Genomic DNA, 22,665 nt, shown 5'->3' on the forward strand with positions numbered 1-22,665 from the left:
CGAAATCAGTTGAACAGGCCGAGCACGGTCTGGAACAGCGTCGACGCCGTCTGAATCACCTTCGCGTTCGCCTGGTAGAGCTGCTGGTACTGCATCAGGTTGGCCGCTTCCTCGTTCTGGTTCACGCCCGACGCCGACTGCTGCGCTTGCGTGATCTGGCCGACCAGCGCGGTCTGCGCGGCGCTCGACGACTTCAGCTGGCTCGTCGTGTTGCCGATGCTGTTCACGTAGCTCGCGTACGCGCCGGTCAGTGTGCTCGAACCATTACCGAACGTCTTCGAGTTGACGAGCTTCGACAGCGCGAGCGCGTTGCTGCCGTCGTTCGTGCCGCCCGTGTTCGGCGCGACCGTGAACGTGTCGCCCACCGCCGGCGACCCCGACACCGTTACCGTGACGCCGGCCGTCAGCGTGATCGGCGTGCCGGCCTGGTACGGCTGCGCGCCAGTGGTCGTCGGCGGCACGGCCGTGTTGTCGGTGACCGTGTAGGTCGGGCTGGCCGTGGTGCCGCCCATCGTGATCGTGTACTTGTGCGCGTTGGCCGCGGCCGCCGCGCTCGTGACCGACAGCGCGCCGATCGTGCCGGTGCCCGTGTTCGTCGTGGTGGCCGACGGCACGTACGGCGCGGCCGCCGCGATCGCGGAGCCGTTCGACGTCGCGAGGCCGAAGCCGTTCAGCGCGCCGCGCGTCGGCTGCACGGTGAACTTGTCGCCGGCGCTCATCGAGCCGGACGAGAACGAGAAGTTCAGCCCGCCGATCGAGGCCGGCATCGAGGTCGACGTGCCGACCACCGTGCCGCTCGCGCGGTCGGTCAGCGTGTAGTTCGTGCCGTCGTACGACAGCGTGTAGTCGCTCGCGGTCGGTTGCGATGCGTTCGCGAACGACACGGACAGCGCCGCGTTGCCGGTATTGCCCTGGTTCGCATAGGTGACCGGCGCGCCGGTCGTGAACAGGTTGCCGCCGGGCTTGCCCGACAGGTCGATGCCGAGCGCGTTCTGCGCGTTGACCTGCGCGGCGAAGCTGGTCGCGATCGCGCCGAGCTGGGCTTCGGCCGGGTCGAGCGTCTGGCTGCGGAACGCGAGCAGGCCGCCGAGCGTGCCGCCCGACAGCGACGCGTCGGACAGGAACTGGTTCGGCCCCTGCGGGTTCGCGCCGGCGATCCCCTGCGACACGACGGTCAGCTCGCTCGGATCGGACGGCGACGTGACGGTCGCGAGCTGGTAGCTCTTGTTCGCGACGACGAGCGGCGTGCCGCCCGCGAGAAACACGCTGTAGCCGTCGCTGTTGCGCACGACCTGCACGCCCGCGAGGTTCGACAGGTTCGACACCGCGAGGTCGCGCTGGTCCATCAGCTGGTTCGGCGGCTGGCCCTGGCTGCTCGCGGACGCGATCTGCTGGTTCAGCTGCGCGATCTGCGCGGTGTACGTGTTGATCTGCGTCACGGTGCTCGTGAGCTGCGTGTTCACGCTCTGGCGCAGCGCGTCGTACTGCTGGCCGGCCGCCGTGATCTGGTTCGCGAGCGTCTGCGCGTTGCTCATCGCGGTCTGCCGCACCGACGAGTCGGACGCGCTGTTCGCGACGTTCTGCAGCCCGGTGAAGTAGCTCGTGATCGCGGTCGAGATCCCCGCCGTCGGGCTGCCGACGTAGTTGTTCAGCTGCGTAACGAGCGAGTACCACGTCGACAGCGCGCCGCCCTGCGTCTGCGCGCCGTTCAGCTGGTCGCCCAGGTACTGGCTGTACTGCCGCTGCACGGTGACGGTGTTGACGCCTTGCGGCATGTAGCCGCTGCTCGTGTACTGGCCGCTCGCCTCGGCATAGACGGGTCGTTCGACCGAATAGCCGGGTGTCGCGGCGTTGCTGATGTTCTGGCCGGTCGTCGTGAGGCCCCAGAGCGCGGCATTCAGGCCGCTGACGCCGAGGTTCATGAGTGAGTTGGACATGCGCGATCCTGATGAGCCGGCCGCGCTGCGGCCGCCGGGTTGCGTGACTCCCGGTATAACGGCCGCCGATTGAAAAAATTGAGGAAAAAATGCACGCGCGACGCGCACTCGCGCGTCGCCGATCAGGGCGCCCGGCAACCGGTGCCGGCGAAGGGGCGCGGGGCGGCCCGTGCGGGGCCGGTTCCCGCGTGCGCGTCAGGCCCGCGCGAGCGAGCGGCGCTTCATTTCGAGCTGCGTGATCAGGCGCTGCAGCGTGTTCTCCGCGCTGCCCGGCAGCGACATGTAGCGAAAACCGAGCTGGTAGCGCCGCGACCCGTTCGGCATCTGCGTCGAACGCTGCGACACGAGCTGCAGGTCGAGCGACAGCTTGCCGTGGCCGGTCAGCTCGAGCTCGACGTCGGGCAGCAGCGTGCCGACCTCGAGCGCCTCGACACGTTCGTCGGCCGTGCGCAGCCCCACGCCGCCGAGCGACAGGTTGTGCACCTCGAACAGGAAGCTCTCGCCGTCCGGCAGCTTGCCGCGGCACAGGAACGGATCGACGATCGGCGCGTCGACGCGGAAATATTCGCGGCGCTGGATGCAGACCAGCACGTCGGGGAAATCGGCGACGAACGCGGGCAGCCCCTCGTAGCGCGTCTCGCGCGGCGTGCCCGTGGTGAATTCGACGCGCACGCCCTCCGGCGAGGCCGCGAACGTGCAATGCGACGCGCCGAGGATGCCGGCGTTCTGCTCGGACAGCGCGCCCCAGTCGAACGTGAACGTCCGCGCGCCGACGTCGACCTCGAGCAGGCGCGTGACGAGCTGGCCGCCCGGATACTGGACGGTCAGGAAATCGCCGCGATTCACCAGGTTGCGCAGCTGCACGCCGATTTCCAGCGGATTGCGGCGGGCAAAGTCGGGCCCGGAGTGGCCTGCATCCAGGCTGGGGTCGGTCGACGTTTCGATATTCATGGCTAGCCGGTCTTTCTTGTCATGGGCGCCCGGACAACCGGTGCGCAGTAAAACCGGGCCAGAACGGGGGCCCGGTCGCAGGTCTCTCACACTTAGCGGCAGTGCTGACCGAAAGTTTAGATCGAATTGGCGATTTTTTTCGCGCAAACGTTGAAACCGCGCGCGGCGGGCTGCCGGGCGCGGTCCGAAAGGAGGCTGCAGGCGGCCGGCGGGCTCGTCAGCCGATCTGCTGCATGATCGAGATCAGCTTTTTCGCGTAGTTCGGGTCGGTCGCGTAACCGGCCTTCTGCATTCCGTGCGCGAAGCCTTCGACGCTGCGGCTGGCGCTCAGCACGCCCGAGTAGCGCGGATTGTTCTTCAACAGGCTCGCGTAATCGGTCATTGCGTGCTCGTACGAGTCGTACGCGCGGAATTTTGCCACCACGCGGCGCGGCGTGCCGTTCACGTATTCGGTCGTCAGCGCCGACACCGTGCGCCCGGTCCAGCCCTTGTTCGCCTTGATGCCGAACACGTTGTAGCTGGTCGAGCCGTCGGCGGCGCGGATCTCGCGCTTGCCCCAGCCCGATTCGAGCGCGGCCTGGCCGACGATGAAACGCGCCGGAATGCCGGTCGACGCGCTGGCCGCCTGCGCGGGGCCCGCGAGCCGGTCGACGAACGCGTCGGCGTCCGGCGCGCCGCTCGCGCCCTTCAGCGGCGGCGTCAGCGCGCTGCCGGCCGAGTAGCCGCGCGCGCCGGCGAGCCCGCCGTTGTTCGACGCGTTCGCGTAGGCCTTCGCCATCGCGTTCATCGCGGCGAGGCTGCCTTCGTTGCCGCCCGCGCCGAGGCCACCCGCGCCGACGTCGGCCGCCGTGTCGCTGCCCGCGCCCTGCCCCGCGTTGCGCAGCAGCTGCTTCATCAGCGCGTCGGCGACGCCGATCCCGCGCGTCGACATCTGCTGCGCGAGCTGCTGGTCGAGCATCGACGTGTACATCTTCGACGTATGCGAATCGAACAGCCCGCCGTCGGGCGACGCGTCGCGCATGCTCTTGAGCATCATCTGCGTGAACATCGCGTCGAACTGGCCCGCGACGGCCTTCGCGCCGGCCTGCGGCGACTGCTTCGCCTGCGCGCGCAGCGCGTCGAAACCCTGCACGTCGAGCGCGAAGCGCTGCGTGAGGTCGTTTGCGTTCGGAAGGTTCGCCGCCATTTAGATGACCTCCAGGTCGGCGCGCAACGCGCCGGCCGCCTTCATCGCCTGCAGGATCGACATCAGGTCCGCGGGCGTCGCGCCGAGCGTGTTCAGCGCCTTCACGACGTCGGCGAGGTTCGCGCCGGCCGTCACCATCTTCAGCGCGCCGTTGTCCTGCTTGAGCTGGATCTGCGACTGCTGCGCCACCACCGTCTGCCCGTTCGAGAACGGCCCCGGCTGCGACACGACCGGCTGCGTGTTGACGACCACCGACAGGTTGCCGTGCGCGACCGCGCAACTCTGCAGCGTGACCATCTGGTTCATCACGATCGAGCCGGTGCGCGCGTTCAGGATCACCTTCGCCGCGGCCTTGTCCGGGCTCACGTCGAGGTTCTGCAGCCGCGCCATGAACGCGACCTGCTGCGCCGAGTCGGCCGGCGCGGCGAGCTGGATCGTGCGGCCGTCGAGCGCCGTCGCGGTGCCCGGGCCGAAGCTCGAATTGACCGCGGACACGATCCGCTGCGCGGTGCCGTAATCCATGTCGTTCAGCTGCAGCTGCAGCATGCCGTTCATCTGCGCGATCGCGTTCGGCACCCCGCGCTCCACGATCGCGCCGCCGACGATCCGGCCGGCCGCGAGCTGGTTCACCTGCACGCGGCTGCCGTTCGCGCTGGCCCCCGCGCCGCCGACCGCCATGTTGCCCTGCGAAAGCGCGTACACCTGCCCGTCCGCGCCTTTCAGCGGCGTAAGCAGCAGCGTGCCGCCGCGCAGGCTCTTCGCGTTGCCGAGCGACGACACGGTGACGTCGAGCGCCTCGCCGGGCCGCGCGAACGGCGGCAGCGTGGCGGTCACCATCACGGCCGCGACGTTCTTCAGCTGCATGTTGCTCAGCGACGACGGGCCGCCGTTGGCCGAACCGTTGTTGATCGAGATGCCGAGGTTCGCGAGCATGTTCGCGAGCGTCTGCGTCGTGAACGGCGTCTGCATCGTCTGGTCGCCGGTGCCGTCGAGACCCACGACGAGGCCATAACCGATCAGCGGGTTGTCGCGCACGCCCTGGATCTGCGCGAGATCCTTCAGGCGTTCCGCGTGCGCGGGCGCCGCGCCGAACACGCAGGCGGCGGCCACGGCCGCGAACGCGACGGCGAGCCGCGCGGCGGCATGCGCGCGGGCCGACAGGCGGTTGAACAGGGTCGTCTGCATCGTCATCACCACGGCGCGATGTTGAGGAAGAAGCGCTGCAGCCAGCCCATCGTCTCGGCTTCGTTGATGTAGCCCTTCGCCGAATATTCGATCTTCGCGTCGGCGACCTGCGTCGAGTAGACCGAGTTCGCGCCCGAGATCGTGTTCGGGTTCACGACGCCCGAGAAGCGCACGAATTCGTTGCCCTGGTTGATCAGCATCTGCTTCTCGCCGCTGACCACGAGGTTGCCGTTCGGCAGCACGTTGGTGACGGTCACCGTGATCGTGCCGTTGAACGTGTTCGCCGCGCTCGCGCCGCCCGTCGACGCGAACTTGTTGTTGCCGGTCGCCGACAGGTTCGCCTTCGCGAACAGCCCGCCGAGGAAACCGGCCGTCGGCACGTTGAAATCGGTGTTGCCCTGCCGGTTCGTGTTGGCGCCCGACGATTTGGTCGCGTTGATGTTCTCCGCGATCATGATCGTCAGGATGTCGCCGACGTTGCGCGGCCGCTGATCCTCGAACAGCGGCCGGCCCGCGTAGCCGGGGTTGTAGATCGAGCCGGGCGCCTGCATCGACATCGGCACCGGCGGCTGCGCGGTCATCGGCTGCTGGATGATCGGATCGCGCGGAATCTGCGCGCAACCGGCGAGCGCCGCCACCGCGAGCGCGCCTAGGGCGCGGACGGTGGCTGACGGGAGGAGGCGAACCTGCTTCATGGCGACGACGGGTATTCCGGTTAGCTCTTCATCTGCGTGACGGTCTGCAGCATCTGGTCGGACGTCGTCACGGCCTTGCTGTTGATCTCGTAGGCACGCTGCGTCTGGATCATGTTGACGAGCTCCTGCACGACGTTCACGTTCGACGCTTCGACGTAGTTCTGGTTGAGCACGCCCGCGCCGTTCAGGCCCGGCTGCGACACGTTCGGCGCGCCCGACGACGTCGTCTCGGAGAACAGGTTCTCGCCGCGCGCCTCGAGGCCGGCCGGATTGATGAAGGTCGCGATCTGCAGCGAGCCGATCTGCACCGAATTGGTCGAGCCCGCCTGCGTGACCGACACGACGCCGTCCTTGCCGATCGTCAGCGACGTCGCGTTCTGCGGGATCGTGATCGCGGGCAGGATCTGGTAGCCGCTCGACGTGACGAGCTGGCCCTGCGCGTTGGTCTGGAACGAGCCGTCGCGCGTGTACGCGTTCGTGCCGTCCGGCATCAGCACCTGGAAGAAGCCCGCGCCGTTGATCGCGACGTCCTTCGAGTTGCCGGTCTGCGTGAGGCCGCCCTGCGTGTACAGGCGCTCGGTCGCGACCTGCTGCACGCCGGTGCCAAGCTGCAGGCCCGACGGCAGCTCGGTCTGCTGCGTCGAGTTCGCGCCCGGCTGGCGGATCGTCTGGTAAAGCAGATCCTCGAACACCGCGCGCGACGCCTTGAAGCCGTTCGTGCTGGTATTCGCGAGGTTGTTCGAGATCACGTCCATCTGCGCCTGCTGCGCATTCATGCCGGTGGCGGCGATGTAGAGCGAACGGTTCACTTGTCGATTCTCCTGCGTAAGCTGGCGCGGGCGCTCAGCTGAAGTTGAGCAGCTGGTTCGCCGACTGCTCGTTCTGGTCGGCCGTCTGGATCAGCTTCTGTTGAAGCTGGAACGCGCGCGCGTTGTCGATCATCGCGACCATCGCGGTCACCGGGTTGACGTTGCTGCCTTCGAGCGAATTCGGCGTGACGACCACGTTCGCGTCGGCGTCGGCCGGATTGCCGTCGGCGGTGCGGAACAAGCCGTCATTGCCGCGCGTGAGCGTGGCCGGATCGGGATTGACGAGCTTCATCTGGTCGACGATCGCGACCGCCGTCGGCGGGTCGCCCGGCATCAGCGCGGAAACGGTGCCGTCCTTGCCGATCGTCACTTCCGCATTCGGCGGCACCGAGATCGGGCCGCCGTTGCCGATCACCGGCAGGTTGCTCGCGTTCACGAGCTGGCCGTTCTCGTCGACGTGCAGGTTGCCGGCGCGCGTGTACGCCTCGCTGCCGTCGGCCGTCTGCACCGACAGCCAGCCCGCGCCCTGCACGGCGACGTCGAGCGGATTGCCGGTACGCGTGATCGGACCCGGCGCGAAATCCGCGCCGGGCGTCGACGCGAGCACGTAGGTGCGCGTCGTCGTCGGGTCGCTCGTGCTGCCGTCGCCGAAATTCATCGGCACCGCGCGATACGTCGCGAGCTGCGCGCGAAAGCCCGTCGTCGACGCGTTCGCGAGGTTGTTCGCGACGGTCGCCTGCTGGTCGAGCGACTGCGACGCGCCGGTCATCGCCGTGTAGATCAGTCGGTCCATGGCTGCCCGTTATCCCTGGGTTACAGGTTGATGAGCGTCTGGTCGACGGTCTGCTGCGTCTTGATCGTCTGCGCGTTCGCCTGGTAGTTGCGTTGCGCGGTGATCAGGTTCACGAGCTGCGACGTGAGGTCGACGTTCGAGTTCTCCAGCGCGCTGCCCTGCAGCGTGCCGTGGTTCGTGCTGCCCGGCGCGGAGACCTGCGGCACGCCCGATGAGGCGGACTCCGCATACTGGTTGCCGCCAAGGTTCACCAGCCCGTTCGGGTTGTTGAAGTTCGCGAGCGCGATCTGGCCGAGCACGGCGGTCTGGCCGTTCGAGTAGTTGCCGGTCAGCTTGCCGTCGGTGCCGATCGTGTAGGTCGTCAGCGTGCCGCTCGCGTAGCCGTCCTGCGCGAGGTTGTTCACGCCGTCCTTGCCGCCGTACTGCGTCGTGCCGGTCAGGTCGAGCGTGAGGCCCTGCGGCGTCGCCGAGCCGTCGGTGTTCGGCACGGTGAACTGGAACTGGCCGAGCGACGCGGTCGGTGTCGCCGGCGTGCCCGTCGTCGTGCTCTGGATCGCGCCCGACGAGTTGAACGTGACCGTGCCGAGATCGGTCGTGGCGCCGCCCTGGACGCCCGCGTAGGTTTCCCACGTGCCGGCCGCCGACTTCACGAAGTACATGTTGACCGCCTGCGAACCGCCGAGCGAGTCGTACACCTGGATCGACGTCGAGTAGTTGTACGTCGTGTTGTCGGTCGCGCTGAACGGCGTCTTGGCCGGCACCGTGTCCTGCGAGTTCAGGTTGAACTGGCCGGTGATCTTGGTCGTCGCGGTCGGCGCGATGTTGTTGGTCGGCGCCTGCAGCGGCACGGTCTGCGCGGTGTTGATCACGCCTGCCCCGTTGGCCGCGTAGCCCATCAGGTTGCGGCCTTGCGAGTCGATGATGTAGCCGTTCTTGTCGCGCTGGAACGTGCCGTCGCGCGAGTACGTCGTCACGCCGTTGTTCGACATCTGGAAGAAGCCGTTGCCGTTGATCGCGACGTCGAGCGACGAGCTCGTCGTATTGATCGTGCCCTGGCCGAAATTCTGCTCCACCGAGTTCAGCGCCGTGCCGATGCCGATCTGCGTGTTGACCGACGTCGCGACCGAGTTCGCGTACATGTCGGCGAACTGCGCGGTGCTCGACTTGAAGCCGACCGTGTTCGCGTTCGCGATGTTGTTGCCGATCACGTCGAGCGCGTTCGATGCGCCGGCGAGGCCGCTCAGACCCTGTTGATAACCCATTTCGGTCTCCGTTTCGAGAAAGCTCGATCAGTTGGTGGCGGTGCCGCCGGACGAGGAAGAGGACGACGCGGACGACGTCGTGTTCGGAAAAATCGACGCGACCTGACTGAGCCCCACCGTCGTGCCGTTCGACAGCACGAGCCCTGCGGTGCCGTCCGCCTGCTTGATCACGCTCTGCACCGTCGAGGCCGCGAGCGTCGTGGCCGGCTGCGGCGTGCCGTTGCTGTCGGTGTACGACGCGCTGACGGTGTACTTGCCGTCCGGCAGCGCGTTGCCCGCCGCGTCGGTCGGCTTCCAGTTGAACGGCACGGTGCCGGCCGACTGCGCGCCCGCGTTGATCGTGTTCACGACGGTGCCCGCCGAGTTCTTCACGGTGATCGTCAGGTTCGACACCGAGCTCGCCAGCGACACGCCGAACGGCGACGCCGCGCCGCTCTTCACCGCGACGGCGTTGCCCGGCGCGAGCACGTTCGTGCCGATCAGCATCGCGGCCTGCGTCTGCTGGCCGGCTGCCAGCTGCGTCGACAACGACGTGAGCGACGTGTTCAGCTGCGCGATGCCGCTCACCGTGTTGATCTGCGCGAGCTGCGAGGTCATCTGCGAACTGTCGACCGGGCTGGTCGGATCCTGGTTCTGCAGCTGCGTGACGAGCAGCTTCAGGAACGTTGCCTGCAGGTCGCTCGCTGACGTGCCGTTGGTCGACGACACGTTGTTGGTGTTCATCGTGTCGGTCGGCAAGGTCGACACGTTCGTGCCGTTGCTGCCGATCGTCGTGTTGGAGGAGGTCATCCTGGCTAGCCTTCTGTCGGAACTATCGGAACTGTCGGGTCGGTAAGATCGGGCGGCGCGCGGCTTACGAGCCGATCGTCAGCGTCTTGAGCATCAGCGTCTTCGCGGTGTTCAGCGTCTCGACGTTGGCCTGGTACGAGCGCGACGCCGAGATCATGTTCACCATCTCCTGCACCGGATCGACGTTCGGCATCTGCACGTAGCCGTTCGCGTCGGCGGCCGGGTTCGCCGGGTCGTAGGTCGACTTCATCGGCGACGGGTCGTCCATCACCTTCGTCACGCGCACGCCGCCCACGCCCTGGCCGGACGCGGTGCGTGCGCCGCCCATCGGGTCGGTCGCGAACACGACCTGCTTGGCCTTGTACGGCTTGCCGTCGGGGCCGGTGGCGCTGTCGGCGTTCGCGAGGTTCGACGCGGTGACGTTCAGGCGCTGCGATTGCGCGGACAGCGCCGAACCGGCGACGCCGAAGATGTTCATCAACGAAGGCATGGAGGCTCCTGGTGCGTGTGCTTGTGCTCGGGTTCGGAAGCGGCGCGCTTACGAGTTGGTCGTGATCGCGGCGATCATCGCCTTGATCTGCTGGGTCATCACGGTCATCCCGGTCTCGTAGTGCAGCGCGTTGTTCGCGAACTGCACGCGCTCGACGTCGAGATCGACCGTGTTGCCGTCGAGCGACGGCTGCAGCGGCATCCGGTACTGCGCGCGGCCGTAGTCGTCCGCCGGGCCGCCGGTCGGGATCAGCTTCGCCGTGCCGGCCATGTGGCCCTGCGCCGTCGACACCATCGACATGCCGCTCGTCACGCCGGCCGGCTGCGTCATCGGCAGTTGCCCTGCGTTGCTCGGCGCGAGGCCGCCGTTCGTCTGCTTCAGCGAGCGCGCGAGCGTCGACGCGAAATCGACGTCGCGGGCCTGGTAGCCCGGCGTGTCGGCGTTCGCGATGTTCGACGACAGCAGTTCCTGCCGGTAGGCGCGCACGTCGAGCGCCTGTCGGCCGAACGCGAATTCCGCATCGAGTTTGTCCAGCATGTGTGCGTCTCTCCGTATGAAGCGCTGCACGCCCCTCGCGCCGGATGGCGACCCGAGAGGCTTTTTTCCATGACAGCGATGGTAGGCGTCGCACGCAACCGGCAATCGGGCGAATAACGCGGCAAAGCCCCCCTCTATTCATCGTTTGCGCGACGGCCCCGCTCCCTAGAATGCGAAGCGGAGCAACAGATCGAGGACACGGCGATGACGGGCAGCGCACTTCGCGGCAGCAACGGGCGGCTCACGCACGTCCGGCGTGCGTTTGCGCTCGCCGCGGCGCTGTGGATCGCCGTGCCGGCCGCGCACGCGGACGACGGGATGATCGTGATTCCCGGACGCGGCGAGACGGCCGAAACGGCGCTCGCGCACGCCAACGCGGCGAGCGGCGGGCAGGTCGGCGGGAATGCGGGGATGGGTTCGGGTCCGGGCATCGCGCCGGATGCCGGGCGCGCGGCAGCGGGCGCCAGTGGGTCGGCCGGTGTGGCCGGTGCTGCCGCGGCCGGCTACGCGGCGCAACCGTCCGGCGCGATGGTCGTGACGACCGTCCCGCCGCCGGCTTCCGTGCCGGCCCCGGCATACGCAACCGCCCGCGCGAAGCCCGCCTACGGCGCGCCGCGCGCTGCCGATCCCAACGCCATCGCGACGGTCGTCGCCGGTACGGCCGAGCCCGCATCGAATCCCGCGCGGCCGACGCCGCAGGCAAGCGCCGCGCGCATGGCGGCGGCCCGCGCCGCGTCAGCCGCGCCGGCGCCGCGCACGGCGGCGGTGGCCGCCAACCCGGCCCAGGCGGCCCCCGCGGCCCAGCCCGCGACGCCGCCCGGCCAGCAGGACCCTGAAGCGCTCCGCCGTGCGGCCCTCACGTTCCTGCAGCAGCAGATCGCGGGCCTGCCCGGCAAGACCACCGCGACGGTCACGACCGCCTTCCCGCGCGGGCTCGCCGCGTGCACGACGCTCGAACCGTTCCTGCCGACCGGCGCGCGCCTGTGGGGCCGCACGACGGTCGGCGTGCGCTGCGCGGGCGAGCGGCCGTGGACCGTCTACCTGCAGGCGAAGGTCACCGTGCAGGCCACCTATTACGTCGCCGCGCGCCAGATCGCGCCCGGCGAGCCGCTGAGCGCGGCCGACCTGGTCGCGCGCGACGGCGACCTGACGGTGCTGCCGCTCGCGGTGATCACCGATCCGGCGCAGGCGATCGGCTCGACCGCGCTCGCGCGCATCTCGGCCGGGCTGCCGCTGCGGCAGGACATGCTGAAGAGCGCGGCGTCGGTGTCGGCCGGCCAGACGGTGCGGGTCGTCGCGGCCGGGCCCGGTTTCACGATTTCGGCCGAAGGCAGCGTGCTCGCGAATGCGGCGCCCGGCCAGTCGGTGCGGGTGCGGATGGCGGCGGGCCAGATCGTCACGGCGATCGTCAAGGACGCCGGCACCGTGGAAATTCCGCTATAGGGACGGATATCGCCGCAAGATTGCAAAGAATTGTTTATTCGGAGAATTTCGGGCTCACGATGCTAAAGTTCGGGCCGACCCGGCCGTTATCTGGGTCATACCGTACAGGAACCCCATCGTGAAGATCGATTCCACTCCGAAACCGAGCCCTCTCGCGCCGACCGGCAACGGCGCGACCCGTGCGCAATCCGGCGCGGCCCCGTCGTCCGCGCAGGCGGCCGACGCAGGCACGACCGGCGGCGACACGAACGTGAATCTGTCGGGGCTGTCCGGCCAGTTGCGCTCGGTATCCGCGTCCGGCGGCGCCGATATCGACACGGGCCTAGTCCAGTCGATCAAGGACGCGCTGAACAACGGCACGCTGACGATCGACGCGAACAAGATTGCCGACGGCGTATTGAATACCGCCCGCGAGCTGCTGCAGCAGCAGCGCCCGGGCAGCTGAGCCGGCCGCCTCGCGGCCGGTCCCCCGGTTTGCCGGCGCGCCGCACCCCGCGCACCGGCGCGACGAGCATGACGCGATGAGAGAAGAGCTGCTGGCCACGGTCAACGACGAACACGCGACGGTCGAGGCGTTCGCGTCCCTGCTCGTCTACGAGGAAAAGGCGCTGACGACGGCCGAGCCGCTCGAGATGCTGCCCGGGATCGTCGAGAAGAAAAGCGCGCTGATCGACCGGCTCGCGCAACTCGAACGCACGCGCGACACGCAGCTTTCCGCGCTCGGCTTTCCGGCCGGCAAGAAGGGGATGGACCAGGCCGCCGAGCGCGATGCGCGCCTCGCCGGCCGCTGGCAACTGCTGCAACAGGCCGCCGAACGCGCGCGCCAGGCCAACGCGAACAACGGCATGCTGATCCGGATCCGGATGGACTACAACGAGCGCGCCCTCGCGGTGCTGCGCTCGGCACCCGCGCCGGCCGGCGTCTACGGCCCCGACGGGCGCGTGTCGGCGCTGACGCGCTGACGCCCCGCGGCGGCCCGCAGTCCGGTCCGCCGCCGCTTCACCCGCCTTACCCGCTTCACCCCGAATTCCGCTTCGACAGACCGGGCTCCAGCCCGGCGCAACCGTCCCCCCGATACGCGGCAGCGCAGCCGCGCTGCCTGATCCAACAACAACCGATCGGAGGGCATCGATGCATCATTCCCGTTTTGAATCCGCACGCCGTCAGGCCGCCGTCGCCACGCTCGGCGCCGCACTGACCTTCACCGCGTCGCTCGCGCTGGGCGCCCCGGCCCCGGCCCCGCTGCCGACGCCGACCGGCGACATGACGCTGTCGCCGGCCGGCCCGCTCGCGGCACCGGCTTCCACTCCGCCCGGCAGGGCGCCGCGCGCCACATCGCGCGGCAGCGACACCTACACCTACCTGCGTTGCTGGTACCGGATCAGCGACGATCCGCTCAAGCCCGAGGCGACCTACGAGTGGGCGCGCGATCCGTCGGGCGGCGACTGGTATCGCGTGCCCGGCTACTGGTGGGCGGACGGCATCACGCAGTGGAAGAACATGTTCTACAGCGCGACGACGCAGGACACGCTCGCCGACGTCTGCCGCCAGACGCTCGCCGCGCGCGGCATCCGCGCGAACCTGACGCAGGCGGTCGCGGCCAACAACGCGCTGTCGTTCAACTACACGGTCTGGACGATCGACGCCGCGCAGCAGGACACGCGGGTCAACAAGCTGATCGTGTTCGGCGACAGCCTGTCCGACACGCAGAACATGTTCAACGCGAGCCAGTGGAAGCTGCCGAACGGCACGAGCTGGCACGCCGGACGCTTCAGCAACGGGCCGGTGTGGGCCGAATACGTCGCGAACACGCTGCGGCTGCCGTTCTACAACTGGGCAATCGGCGGCGCGGCGACCGACCAGCACCTCGTCGTGCCGGGCCTGGTGCAGGAGGTCGACTCGTGGCGCGAATACATGGATCGCGCGCCGAACTACCGGCCCGCCAATACGCTGTTCGTGGTGTTCGCGGGCGGCAACGATCTGGTGAACTACGGCCGCACGCCCGAGCAGGCGGCGAACGCGGTGCGCGACAGTCTCGAGCGGCTCGCCGCGGCTGGTGCGACGCGCATCCTGCTCGTCACGCTGCCGGACGTGTCGCGCGCGCCGGTGTTCGCGACGCGCACCGACACCGCCAGCGTCGCCGCGCAGGTCAAGGACTACAACCAGCGGCTCGCCGACGCGGCCGCCGCCGTCCGGGCCCGCTACGGCGCAACGCTGCGGCTCGAGGTGTTCGATGCGTACGCGCCGTTCGACGATCTGCTGAGCCGCCCCGCGCAATACGGCTTCGACGATTCGAAGCGCTCGTGCCTCGACATCCCGAAGCCGTCGTCGTTCACCTATATGGCCGCGCAGACGCCGCGCGCGGACTGCCGCGACCCGGCGCGCTTCGTGTTCTGGGACACGCTGCACCCGACGACGCGCACGCACGCGTGGCTCGCCGAGCGGATCGCGCCGTTCGTGCGCGCGCGGTTGCTGGACTGAAATGGAGCCGGATCCCGATCCGGCTCTGATGACCGGTCATCGATGACCGGGGGCAAGCGGGCGGCCGATGCCGCCCGCGCCGGCCCCGCTTACAGCAGCGGGCACGCCGTCACCTGCGTGCCGCGCTCCGCACACAGCCGCTCGTAGTCGCGCAGGTACGCGCGCTCGTCGTCGTCCAGCAGGTCGAGATCGATCAGGTCCCAGTCGTAGCCGACCGTCACAATGTTCTCGAACGTCACCGTGTCCGGCTGCGTTTCGTCCGGCCGGATGATCACGATGTTCTCGATCCGCACGCCGCCCTTGCCCTGCACGTAGATGCCCGGCTCGACTGAAATCACCGCGTTCGGCACCAGCCCGTACTTCGCGCCCGGCGCGAACCGCACGCCGCCCTCGTGCACGTGAATGCCGACGCCGTGCCCGGTGCCGTGACCGAAATCGTGGCCATGGTCGAGGCACACCTGCCGCACGACCGCATCGACGTCGCCGCCCGTCGCCGTGCTCGGAAAGCGCGTGACGAGCCCCTTGATGCAGGCCTTCAGCGCGACCGTGTAGATCTCGCGCTGCCACGGCTGCGCGACCGTATCCGCGTGCGTCCGGCGCAGCACGACGCGCGTGCAGTCCGTCGCGAAGCCGGCTTCGTAGTACGCGCCGCTGTCGAGCAGCACGAGTTCGCCTTCCGTCAGCTCGACGTCGGCGCTCGCCGCCGTGTAATGCGCGAACGCACTGTTCGCGCCGTTCGCCGCGATCGACGGAAACGTCAGCGCCACCGCCGAGCGCGCGCCGTACGCGTCGTTGATCGTGCGCGCCAGGTCGTATTCGGTGTGGCGTGCGCCCGGCTCGCCGGTCTTCGCCCAGCGCATCGTCTCGGCGATCGCCGCGGAACTGCGCGCGAACGCGTCGCGGAACCGGTCGAGCACCGCCGGCGTCTTGGCGGCCCGCATCGCCTCGACCGGGTTGAAGTCCGCATGCCGCGCCCGCGGCCACACACGGCTCACCGCGTCGACGAGCGCGCAGTTCACCGATTCGAAGCCGTAGCACACGTGATCGACTACGAACTGCGCGAGAAAGCGCTCGAGCGCCGCGACATCGCGCCGGATCACGTGCAGCGCCGGATACGATTCGAGCGTGACGTCGCAGCGGTCGCAGCCTTCCGGCAGGAACAGCGCGACCTGCCCGCCGACCGCGAACAGGAAGCCGAGGTGCGACGACGCGTTCGGGATGTGATAACCGCGGCTGTTCAGCAGATACGCGAGATCGTCCGACGCGCACGAGAAGAACGCGGTCTTGCCGTCGGCCGCGCCGGTATGCGCGGCGAGCTTGCGGCTCAGCGTGTCGAGGTTCTGCGCGACGCTCAGGCCGGTCATCGATTCCGGCAGCTCGAAAATCGGCCGTTCGACGACCCAGCCCGGCAGCGCGATCGCGCGGTCGATCTCGCGCTCGGCGAAGCTCGTCCAGTCCAGCCCCGCGGCCTGCGCCTGCTCGAACAACCGGTCGCGCTGCGCGACGCTGACCCGCAGCGCGTCGTAGCCGACCCGCGCGAGCCGGCTCGCGTGCGCGACCAGCCAGTCGGCCAGCGCCTGCCAGATCGTCACGCCCATCCCGAGCTTCTCGATGCGCACGCGCGCCGGATCGCACTGCTGGTCGGCCTGAAAGTGATACCGGCCGTCGACGAACAGCACGAACGGCGGCACGCCGAGCGCCTGCGCGGTCGCCGTGCTCAGGAAGATCCCGCAGCCGGCCGAACCGTCGAAGCCCGACAGCGCGTAGCGCGGGTTGTTGCTGCGCGGCAGGTACTCGGTGACGTATTCGTCCTGCGACGTGACCACCACCGCGTCGAGCCGCGCGGCGTCGAGCAGGCGCGCCAGGCCGGCCTGCGTGTCGGCGACGGACGCGTCGTACGGGGGAAGGCCGGAGAAGTTGTATTGCAGTCGATCGATCATCGGATCCCCACGTTATTCATTGTTGTCGGCGGTCGGCGATGCGACGCGGCGGGGCGCACGCCTGAAACAGGCGTAACGCGACACGGCGCCGCTGCACGGACGACGCGCGGCACTGCACGTCGCCGGGCCACTGGGCTATGCCAGCGGCAGGTCCGCGGAAATTTTTGTCTCACTTAACTTTTTTTGATGCGCGCGACAGAATCTAGAGCAGGCGGAAATTGAGGTCAAGCTAAAATTTTCGTAGGACTAAAATCGGCGACACGGTGCCGCAGGCCCGCGCAACGCGGCTTCGCGCGGCCAAGCCGCGCGGTACAATGCGCCGGCATCGGCGTCCCGACGGCCGTGCTTCGTGCGATTCGCGGAACCCAGCTTCCCGGCGACTGCACCGCCCCTCCGCTCGCCTCCCGACTCGTTGCCACGAAAGAGATTCATGGATTCAGACATCATGCGTATCGGCCAGCGCATTCGCCGCCTGCGCCGGGAAGCAAAGAAGACGCTGCTGGAAGTCGCGACCGAAGCGAAGCTGTCGGTCGGGTTCCTGTCCCAGGTCGAGCGCCATCTCACGGGCATCTCCCTGTCGTCGCTCGTCAACGTCGCGAAGGCGCTGGACGTGCCGCTCGGCGCGCTGATCGACCAGCCGCGCCAGGCGCAGCCCGATTCGCACGCGGGCAGCCGCGAGCCGTACGCGGTCGACAGCACGTCGCAGTGGTACGAACGCCTCTCCACCACGTTCGACGGCAGCCTGATCAACGCGGTGAAGGTGCGGATGATGGAAGGCTATCGCTCGGAATGGGTGTCGCACGGCGGCGACGAATTCGTGTACGTGCTGACCGGCCGCATCTGCTACACGGTCGGCAAGAAGGATTACCCGCTGTCGCCCGGCGACTCGCTGCACTTCGATGCGCGCAAGCGGCATCGCGTCGCCAACGTGGGCGACGGGCCCGCCGAGCTGATCGCGGTCGGCACGCTGCCGCTGTTCGACGACAGCTGCGCCGAATTCGTATCCGCGACGATGGAAATCAGGCAGCCCGCGCCGGGCGAGCCGCGCGTGAGCCGCCGCGAGCCGGCGCCGAAACGCGAGCGCGACGCCGACGCGGCACGGCCGGTCAGCACGGTGGAAAAAAAGAAGGCATCGGCGAAGCCGCGCGCCACCGCCGGCAAACGCCCGGCTGCCGCCACCCCGGCCCGCAAGGCGGCCACGCGCAAGAAGTCGTAACGGCGGCTTGCGGGCGCGCGCCGCCCGTCCTTATTCGCCGATCTCGAGCGCCTGCGCGACGGCCTGGATCCGCGCGCGATGCACGGCATCCTTGATCTTCTCCGTATCGGCGCCGATGCCGCGCGCGATTGCGCCGGCATCGACGCTGCGCGCGGCCGCGAGCGCCACGCGCAGCCGCTCGGCCTGCGGATACGGCTGCGTGTCGAGTCCGAGCCGCCCGCGCGCATCCGATTCGCAGGCCTGCAGCATTTCGGCGAAACGCGCGGGCTTGCGCAGCGCGTCGCTGCGCTCGAACAGCCGCACCAGCGCGGCCGCGCCCATCTCCATCACGCGATGCAGGTTGCCGTGCTCGCGCGCGACCACCAGCGCGAGATCGCGGCATTCGTTCGGCACGCGCAGCCGCTCGCACAACGGCTTGAGCAGGTCGACGCTGCGGCCTTCGTGGCCGACGTGGCGCGGCAGCACGTCGGCGGGCGTCGTCGCCTTGCCGAGATCGTGCGTGAGCGCCGCGAAGCGCACCGGCAGCGAATAACCCTGCTTCGCCGCATAGTCGACGACCATCATCACGTGCACGCCCGTGTCGACTTCCGGGTGGTAGTCGGCGCGCTGCGGCACGCCCCACAGCGCATCGACTTCGGGCAGGATGCGCGCGAGCGCGCCGCACTCGCGCAGCACCGCGAACATCCGCGACGGCTTCGCCTCCATCAGCCCGCGCGCGATTTCCTGCCACACGCGTTCCGGCACCAGCGCATCGACCTCGCCCGCGTCGACCATCCGGCGCATCAGCGCGAGCGTTTCGTCCGCGACCGTGAAATCCGCGAACCGCGCGGCGAAGCGCGCAATGCGCAGGATCCGCACCGGATCCTCGACGAACGCGTCGCTCACGTGCCGGAACACGCGCGCGAGCAGGTCGGCCTGCCCGTCGAACGGATCGATCACGGGCCCGACCAGCACACCCTCCGGGCTCACCTCGCGCGCCATCGCGTTGATCGTCAGGTCGCGCCGCGCGAGATCCTCGTCGAGCGTCACGTCCGGCGCGTAATGGAACTGGAAACCGTGATAACCGGCCGCCGTCTTGCGCTCGGTGCGCGCCAGCGCGTACTCCTCCTGCGTCTGCGGATGCAGGAACACCGGGAAATCCTTGCCGACCGGCCGGAAGCCCTGCGCGGCCATCTGCTCGGGCGTCGCGCCCACCACCACGTAGTCGCGGTCCTGCACGGGCACGCCGAGCAATTCGTCGCGGATCGCACCGCCTACCGCATAGATGTTCATCGCGTCGGCTCGTAGTCGGCGATCACGGTCGTTTCGCGGCGCGCCGCGTCGATCCAGCGCTGGACGGCCGGCAGCGCCGTCACGCGCGCCGCGTAACCGGCCGCTTCCGGCGACAGGCCCGGCGCGTACGTGTTGAAGCGCATCACGACGGGCGCGTACATCGCGTCGGCGATCCCGAATTCGCCGAACAGGAACGGCCCGCCCGACGCTTCGAGGCATGCGCTCCACAGCGCATCGATGCGCGCGACATCGGCGAGCGCGTCGGGCGTCGCGCCGCGCCCCGGCATCGACGCGCGCACGTTCATCCCCATCTGCGTGCGCAGCGCCGCGAAGCCCGCGTGCATCTCGGCCGCGACGCAGCGCGCATGCGCGCGCTCGAGCGGGTCGGCCGGCCACATCGGGAACTGCGGATAGCGCTCGGCGAGCGTCTCGGCGATCGCGAGCGAATCCCAGATCGCGACGCCGTGGTCGTCGACCAGGCACGGCACCTTGCCGGACGGCGAATACTCGAGGATGCGCGCGGTCGTGTCGTCGCGGCGCAGCTCGACCGCGATCTCGTCGAACGGGATGCCGAAATGCGTGAGCAGCAGCCACGGACGCATCGACCACGACGAGTAGTTCTTGTCTCCAATGACGAGTTTCATGACGGTGTTCCGGAAAACGCGAAGGTGAAAAAAGCGGTGCCGAACAACGGCGCCGGGCGGGCCTAGTGGCGACGCGAGCGGAACCAGTCGAACCGGGACCGCTGCGTGGCGTTGCCGAGATAGGCGGGCGCGATGCTTTCGAGACTCGCGGGCGAGATCCCGAGTTCCGGCGCGAGCGGCCCCGACAGCACGTTCGGCACCGACATCGACGCGAGATTGTCGCGCGTGATCACGGGCTCGCCGGGCAGGCACTCGAACACGCTGGCCTGCAGCCGCGCGAGCGCGTCGGGCAGCCGCACGATGCGCGCCTGCCGGCCGACCAGCGTGCCGCAATAACGCACCAGTTGCTCGAGCGTATAGACGGTCGGGCCGCCGAGCTCGTAGGTCTTGCCATGCGCGGCCGCGAGATCGAGCGTGTTGACGAACGCGCGCACGACGTCGCCGACGAACACGGGCTGAAATTGCGCATCGGGCATCGCGAGCGGCAGCACCGGCACCGTGCGCTGCAGCTTCGCGAACGTATTGAGGAACGCGTCGCCAGGGCCGAACACGACCGACGGGCGGAAGATCGTCAGCGCGAGCGAATCGGTCGCCGCGATCGCATGCAGCGCCGCTTCGCCGTCGCCCTTCGAGCGCTGGTACATGCTCGCGCCGCGCGAATCGGCGCCGAGCGCGCTCATGTGCAGCAGGCGTCGCACGCCGACCTCGGTGCAGGCGCTCGCGAGCGCGGCCGGCAGCGCGACGTGCGCGCGCTCGAAGCCGGGCCCGTACGGCGTGCCGCGGCCGCCGTGCAGCACGCCGACGAGGTTGATCGCCGCGTGCGCGCCGGCGACGAAGCGGGCGAGCGTGCGCGTGTCGAGCGCCTCGAGCTCGACGATCTCGACCGGCAGCATCTGCAGGTGACGCGCGTGGTCGCGCCGCCGCGTGCCGATCCGTACCTGCTTGCCGGCGTCGATCAGCGCATTGACGAGCCGGCTGCCGATGAAGCCGGTGCCGCCCAGCAGCGCGACGGTCTGGCGATCCATGTTCGACACCTCAAAAGAACACTGCCGCGTCTCGCGCGGCAGTGTGAAGATTGCGGATCAGGGCGAGATCATGCCTAGACGTTTCTTCAACGACTGCGGTTTGCCCTCGAAGAGCGCCGCGTAGTAGACGGTATTCGACAGCACGTTCTTCACGTAGTCGCGCGTCTCGTTGAACGGAATCGTCTCCGCGAAGATCGCGCCTTCGACCGGCTGCGTCAACACCTGGCGCCACTGGCGCGGCCGGCCCGGGCCCGCGTTGTAGCCGGCGGTGGCCAGCACCGGCGAGCTGTCGAAGTTATTGTAGATGTCCGACAGATACCAGGTGCCGAGCTGGATGTTGGTATCGATGTCGTGCATCTGCGCGCGCGTGATCGCGCCCATGCCGAGCTTCTTCGCGACCATCTGGGCCGTCGCCGGCATCAGCTGCATCAAGCCACCCGCGCCCACCGACGAACGCGCGCTCGTGATGAAGCGCGATTCCTGGCGGATCAGCCCGTACGCCCATTCGACGTCGAGGCCCGTCGATTGCGCATAGCGCTCGACGATGTTGCGGTACGGCGACGGGTAGCGCAGCGTGAAGTCGTGCTCGGCCTTCGTGCGGTCGGCCGTGTTGACCGTGCGGTCGAGCAGCTCGACGCGCTTGCCGTACTCGGCGGCCGCGAGCAGCTGACGATCGGTCATCCCGCGCAGCGGCCAGTTCCATTCGCGGTTGCCTTCGAGGCGCAGGTTCAGCGCGTAGAAGCGCTGCGCGAGCGCGAAGCCCGGAATCTTGCTCATCGCGTCGATCTCGGCGTCGCTCACCTTCGTGCGCGGCGGGATCGTCGTGCGCTGGCCGAGTTCTTCGCCGGCGAGCTGCCCGTAGAAGTTGAACTGGCCCGCGACCTGCTCGAATTCCTGGTTCGCCTGCAGCGTGTCGCCGCTCTGCTTGAGCGCGCGCGCATGCCAGTAGATCCATGCCGGATCGTCGCGCAGCGACGGCGGCATCTGCTCGATCGACCAGCGCACCATCGGCCAGTTGCCGGCGAGCAGCGCGGCGCGCGTGCGCCATTCGTAGCCCGGGTTCGACAGCGGCGCATTCGCGGATTTCGCATACCAGACCGACGCGAGCGGCGAGCGCTTGATCGCGCCCTGGTAGCCGATCGCACCCCACGCGATCGCCTGCTCCTGCTTCGTGAGCGAGCCGGCGACCGACGTCAGCATCCCGGCAGCCGCGTCCGGATCGTTGCGCGCCATGCGGCCGAGCGCGATCAGCGCAAGCTGGTGCGACGCCGCGTCGGGGCCGACGCCGCGCGCGAGGTACAGCGGCGGCGCGCTCGTCGCCTGGTCGAAGCCGACCGGTCGCGGGCCGAGCGCGTCGACGATCTTGCCGCCGAGCGTCGTGTAGTTCTGTTCGTACGCGAGACGCGCCTGCTGCCACACGTCGTCGTTCGTGAACTGCTGGTTGACCGTGAGCGCGGTGATCAGGTCGACGCACGCGTCGCCGTAGTTCTTCGGCTCGACGAGCAGCGCGCGCGCGGCCTCGGCGACGTTCTCGCCGCGCGCCGCGCGCGATTCGAGCGCGTAGCACTTGACCTGCGTGTCGTCGTCGAGCACGAAGCGCTTGTATTGATCGTCGAAGCTGCGCCAGTCGTGGCGCGCGCCGAGCACGAGCAGGTAATCGTTGCGCAGGCGGTCGGCGATCGCCTGGCCGTCGTAGCGCTGCAGGAACGACTGCACGGGCGCGTCCGGCGCATCGACGCGCGCGCGGCCCGTCGAATCGAACAGCTGCGGCTTGATCTGGAAATACTCGACGTAGGACGGTACCGGATAGTTCGGGATCATCGACGCGAGCTGCGCGGCTTTCGCGGCGTCGTTGCGGCGCGCGGCTTCGCGAAGCTGCACGAAGGTCTGGTCATCCCCGGCGACCGTGTCGTCGCCCGGTGCCGCGCACGCGGTCGTGCCCGCGACGAGCGCGGCGGCGGAAAGCGTCAGCGCGACCGCGCGATATACTCGAAAAAGGCTGTTCGACAT

Annotated in this window: 21 protein-coding genes; 5 read left to right on the forward strand and 16 right to left on the reverse strand. The window is 69.0% G+C overall.

All coding sequences use genetic code 11. From position 1 onward, the window contains the following. Positions 1 to 5: 5 nt before the first annotated feature. The 11 genes from flgK to flgB all read right to left on the reverse strand — a co-directional run bounded on the left by flgK (position 6) and on the right by flgB (position 10,634). A complete protein-coding gene (gene flgK, locus ACTRWB_RS24520) occupies positions 6 to 1,937 on the reverse strand; it encodes a flagellar hook-associated protein FlgK (protein WP_446903422.1) in 1,932 nt (643 codons plus the stop codon). A gap of 195 nt (positions 1,938 to 2,132) precedes the next feature. Continuing rightward, positions 2,133 to 2,888, reverse strand: coding sequence for a flagellar brake protein (locus tag ACTRWB_RS24525; RefSeq protein WP_129513166.1), 756 nt, complete (start codon positions 2,886 to 2,888; stop codon positions 2,133 to 2,135). 217 nt (positions 2,889 to 3,105) lie between these two features. Beyond that, positions 3,106 to 4,074, reverse strand: a complete 969-nt coding sequence (gene flgJ, locus ACTRWB_RS24530; RefSeq protein WP_446903423.1) for a flagellar assembly peptidoglycan hydrolase FlgJ — start codon at positions 4,072 to 4,074, stop codon at positions 3,106 to 3,108. After that, positions 4,075 to 5,259 carry a flagellar basal body P-ring protein FlgI gene (locus tag ACTRWB_RS24535; protein ID WP_129513168.1) on the reverse strand — a complete coding sequence of 395 codons (1,185 nt, stop codon included), beginning with the start codon at positions 5,257 to 5,259 and terminating at the stop codon, positions 4,075 to 4,077. 5 nt (positions 5,260 to 5,264) lie between these two features. After that, positions 5,265 to 5,954 carry a flagellar basal body L-ring protein FlgH gene (flgH, locus tag ACTRWB_RS24540; protein WP_193099345.1) on the reverse strand — a complete coding sequence of 230 codons (690 nt, stop codon included), beginning with the start codon at positions 5,952 to 5,954 and terminating at the stop codon, positions 5,265 to 5,267. Positions 5,955 to 5,974: 20 nt separating this feature from the next. Continuing rightward, positions 5,975 to 6,763, reverse strand: a complete 789-nt coding sequence (gene flgG, locus ACTRWB_RS24545) for a flagellar basal-body rod protein FlgG (RefSeq protein WP_021164160.1) — start codon at positions 6,761 to 6,763, stop codon at positions 5,975 to 5,977. A 34-nt stretch (positions 6,764 to 6,797) separates the two neighbouring features. Continuing rightward, a complete protein-coding gene (flgF, locus tag ACTRWB_RS24550; RefSeq protein WP_129513170.1) occupies positions 6,798 to 7,556 on the reverse strand; it encodes a flagellar basal-body rod protein FlgF in 759 nt (252 codons plus the stop codon). A 20-nt stretch (positions 7,557 to 7,576) separates the two neighbouring features. Further along, positions 7,577 to 8,818 (reverse strand): flagellar hook protein FlgE, encoded by a 1,242-nt coding sequence (gene flgE, locus ACTRWB_RS24555; protein WP_412022868.1) that lies wholly within the window; start codon positions 8,816 to 8,818, stop codon positions 7,577 to 7,579. A gap of 27 nt (positions 8,819 to 8,845) precedes the next feature. Next, positions 8,846 to 9,607 (reverse strand): flagellar hook assembly protein FlgD, encoded by a 762-nt coding sequence (locus ACTRWB_RS24560; RefSeq protein ID WP_446903424.1) that lies wholly within the window; start codon positions 9,605 to 9,607, stop codon positions 8,846 to 8,848. 64 nt (positions 9,608 to 9,671) lie between these two features. Next, the gene (gene flgC / locus ACTRWB_RS24565) at positions 9,672 to 10,097 is read right to left on the reverse strand and encodes a flagellar basal body rod protein FlgC (RefSeq protein ID WP_006485701.1); all 426 of its coding nucleotides are present in this window, start codon (positions 10,095 to 10,097) and stop codon (positions 9,672 to 9,674) included. A gap of 48 nt (positions 10,098 to 10,145) precedes the next feature. Then, the gene (gene flgB, locus ACTRWB_RS24570) at positions 10,146 to 10,634 is read right to left on the reverse strand and encodes a flagellar basal body rod protein FlgB (protein ID WP_412022867.1); all 489 of its coding nucleotides are present in this window, start codon (positions 10,632 to 10,634) and stop codon (positions 10,146 to 10,148) included. Between the two features lie 204 nt (positions 10,635 to 10,838). Here flgB and flgA point away from each other — a divergent pair, with 204 nt between their 5' ends. From flgA to ACTRWB_RS24590, 4 genes are all read left to right on the forward strand, one after another. Further along, complete coding sequence (flgA, locus tag ACTRWB_RS24575) at positions 10,839 to 12,077, forward strand: flagellar basal body P-ring formation chaperone FlgA (protein WP_446903425.1); 1,239 nt, start codon at positions 10,839 to 10,841, stop codon at positions 12,075 to 12,077. Positions 12,078 to 12,195: 118 nt separating this feature from the next. Then, positions 12,196 to 12,522, forward strand: coding sequence for a flagellar biosynthesis anti-sigma factor FlgM (gene flgM / locus ACTRWB_RS24580; RefSeq protein WP_419685454.1), 327 nt, complete (start codon positions 12,196 to 12,198; stop codon positions 12,520 to 12,522). A gap of 76 nt (positions 12,523 to 12,598) precedes the next feature. Further along, the gene (locus ACTRWB_RS24585; protein WP_034208608.1) at positions 12,599 to 13,039 is read left to right on the forward strand and encodes a flagella synthesis protein FlgN; all 441 of its coding nucleotides are present in this window, start codon (positions 12,599 to 12,601) and stop codon (positions 13,037 to 13,039) included. A 169-nt stretch (positions 13,040 to 13,208) separates the two neighbouring features. Then, positions 13,209 to 14,558 carry an SGNH/GDSL hydrolase family protein gene (locus tag ACTRWB_RS24590; protein WP_446903426.1) on the forward strand — a complete coding sequence of 450 codons (1,350 nt, stop codon included), beginning with the start codon at positions 13,209 to 13,211 and terminating at the stop codon, positions 14,556 to 14,558. Between the two features lie 89 nt (positions 14,559 to 14,647). Here the strand turns inward: ACTRWB_RS24590 and ACTRWB_RS24595 are convergent, their stop codons facing one another. Continuing rightward, on the reverse strand, positions 14,648 to 16,498 hold the full coding sequence (locus ACTRWB_RS24595) for a M24 family metallopeptidase (RefSeq protein WP_446903427.1): 1,851 nt from the start codon (positions 16,496 to 16,498) through the stop codon (positions 14,648 to 14,650). A gap of 430 nt (positions 16,499 to 16,928) precedes the next feature. On the opposite strand from ACTRWB_RS24595, the gene ACTRWB_RS24600 reads away from it, so the two are divergent. Beyond that, complete coding sequence (locus ACTRWB_RS24600; RefSeq protein WP_446903428.1) at positions 16,929 to 17,714, forward strand: helix-turn-helix domain-containing protein; 786 nt, start codon at positions 16,929 to 16,931, stop codon at positions 17,712 to 17,714. A gap of 30 nt (positions 17,715 to 17,744) precedes the next feature. On the opposite strand, the gene ACTRWB_RS24605 is transcribed toward ACTRWB_RS24600, so the two are convergent. The 4 genes from ACTRWB_RS24605 to ACTRWB_RS24620 all read right to left on the reverse strand — a co-directional run bounded on the left by ACTRWB_RS24605 (position 17,745) and on the right by ACTRWB_RS24620 (position 22,665). Then, on the reverse strand, positions 17,745 to 18,986 hold the full coding sequence (locus tag ACTRWB_RS24605) for a multifunctional CCA addition/repair protein (protein WP_446903429.1): 1,242 nt from the start codon (positions 18,984 to 18,986) through the stop codon (positions 17,745 to 17,747). Continuing rightward, complete coding sequence (locus ACTRWB_RS24610; protein WP_193099354.1) at positions 18,983 to 19,630, reverse strand: glutathione S-transferase family protein; 648 nt, start codon at positions 19,628 to 19,630, stop codon at positions 18,983 to 18,985. Before ACTRWB_RS24610 ends, ACTRWB_RS24605 begins: the two co-directional genes overlap by 4 nt. A gap of 62 nt (positions 19,631 to 19,692) precedes the next feature. Beyond that, positions 19,693 to 20,655: a complex I NDUFA9 subunit family protein gene (locus ACTRWB_RS24615; RefSeq protein ID WP_193099355.1), complete on the reverse strand. Its 963-nt coding sequence runs from the start codon at positions 20,653 to 20,655 to the stop codon at positions 19,693 to 19,695. Positions 20,656 to 20,712: 57 nt separating this feature from the next. Further along, positions 20,713 to 22,665, reverse strand: coding sequence for a lytic transglycosylase domain-containing protein (locus tag ACTRWB_RS24620; protein ID WP_412022861.1), 1,953 nt, complete (start codon positions 22,663 to 22,665; stop codon positions 20,713 to 20,715).

The sequence above is a fragment of the Burkholderia sp. YIM B11467 genome (assembly GCF_052952715.1).

Coding starts and splice junctions, on each gene's coding strand:
- flgK (WP_446903422.1), bottom strand. CDS start 1,937: ATGTCCAACTCACTCATGAACCTCGGCGTCAGCGGCCTGAATGCCGCG.
- ACTRWB_RS24525 (WP_129513166.1), bottom strand. CDS start 2,888: ATGAATATCGAAACGTCGACCGACCCCAGCCTGGATGCAGGCCACTCC.
- flgJ (WP_446903423.1), bottom strand. CDS start 4,074: ATGGCGGCGAACCTTCCGAACGCAAACGACCTCACGCAGCGCTTCGCG.
- ACTRWB_RS24535 (WP_129513168.1), bottom strand. CDS start 5,259: ATGCAGACGACCCTGTTCAACCGCCTGTCGGCCCGCGCGCATGCCGCC.
- flgH (WP_193099345.1), bottom strand. CDS start 5,954: ATGAAGCAGGTTCGCCTCCTCCCGTCAGCCACCGTCCGCGCCCTAGGC.
- flgF (WP_129513170.1), bottom strand. CDS start 7,556: ATGGACCGACTGATCTACACGGCGATGACCGGCGCGTCGCAGTCGCTC.
- flgE (WP_412022868.1), bottom strand. CDS start 8,818: ATGGGTTATCAACAGGGTCTGAGCGGCCTCGCCGGCGCATCGAACGCG.
- ACTRWB_RS24560 (WP_446903424.1), bottom strand. CDS start 9,607: ATGACCTCCTCCAACACGACGATCGGCAGCAACGGCACGAACGTGTCG.
- flgC (WP_006485701.1), bottom strand. CDS start 10,097: ATGCCTTCGTTGATGAACATCTTCGGCGTCGCCGGTTCGGCGCTGTCC.
- flgB (WP_412022867.1), bottom strand. CDS start 10,634: ATGCTGGACAAACTCGATGCGGAATTCGCGTTCGGCCGACAGGCGCTC.
- flgA (WP_446903425.1), top strand. CDS start 10,839: ATGACGGGCAGCGCACTTCGCGGCAGCAACGGGCGGCTCACGCACGTC.
- ACTRWB_RS24585 (WP_034208608.1), top strand. CDS start 12,599: ATGAGAGAAGAGCTGCTGGCCACGGTCAACGACGAACACGCGACGGTC.
- ACTRWB_RS24590 (WP_446903426.1), top strand. CDS start 13,209: ATGCATCATTCCCGTTTTGAATCCGCACGCCGTCAGGCCGCCGTCGCC.
- ACTRWB_RS24595 (WP_446903427.1), bottom strand. CDS start 16,498: ATGATCGATCGACTGCAATACAACTTCTCCGGCCTTCCCCCGTACGAC.
- ACTRWB_RS24600 (WP_446903428.1), top strand. CDS start 16,929: ATGGATTCAGACATCATGCGTATCGGCCAGCGCATTCGCCGCCTGCGC.
- ACTRWB_RS24605 (WP_446903429.1), bottom strand. CDS start 18,986: ATGAACATCTATGCGGTAGGCGGTGCGATCCGCGACGAATTGCTCGGC.
- ACTRWB_RS24610 (WP_193099354.1), bottom strand. CDS start 19,630: ATGAAACTCGTCATTGGAGACAAGAACTACTCGTCGTGGTCGATGCGT.
- ACTRWB_RS24615 (WP_193099355.1), bottom strand. CDS start 20,655: ATGGATCGCCAGACCGTCGCGCTGCTGGGCGGCACCGGCTTCATCGGC.
- ACTRWB_RS24620 (WP_412022861.1), bottom strand. CDS start 22,665: ATGTCGAACAGCCTTTTTCGAGTATATCGCGCGGTCGCGCTGACGCTT.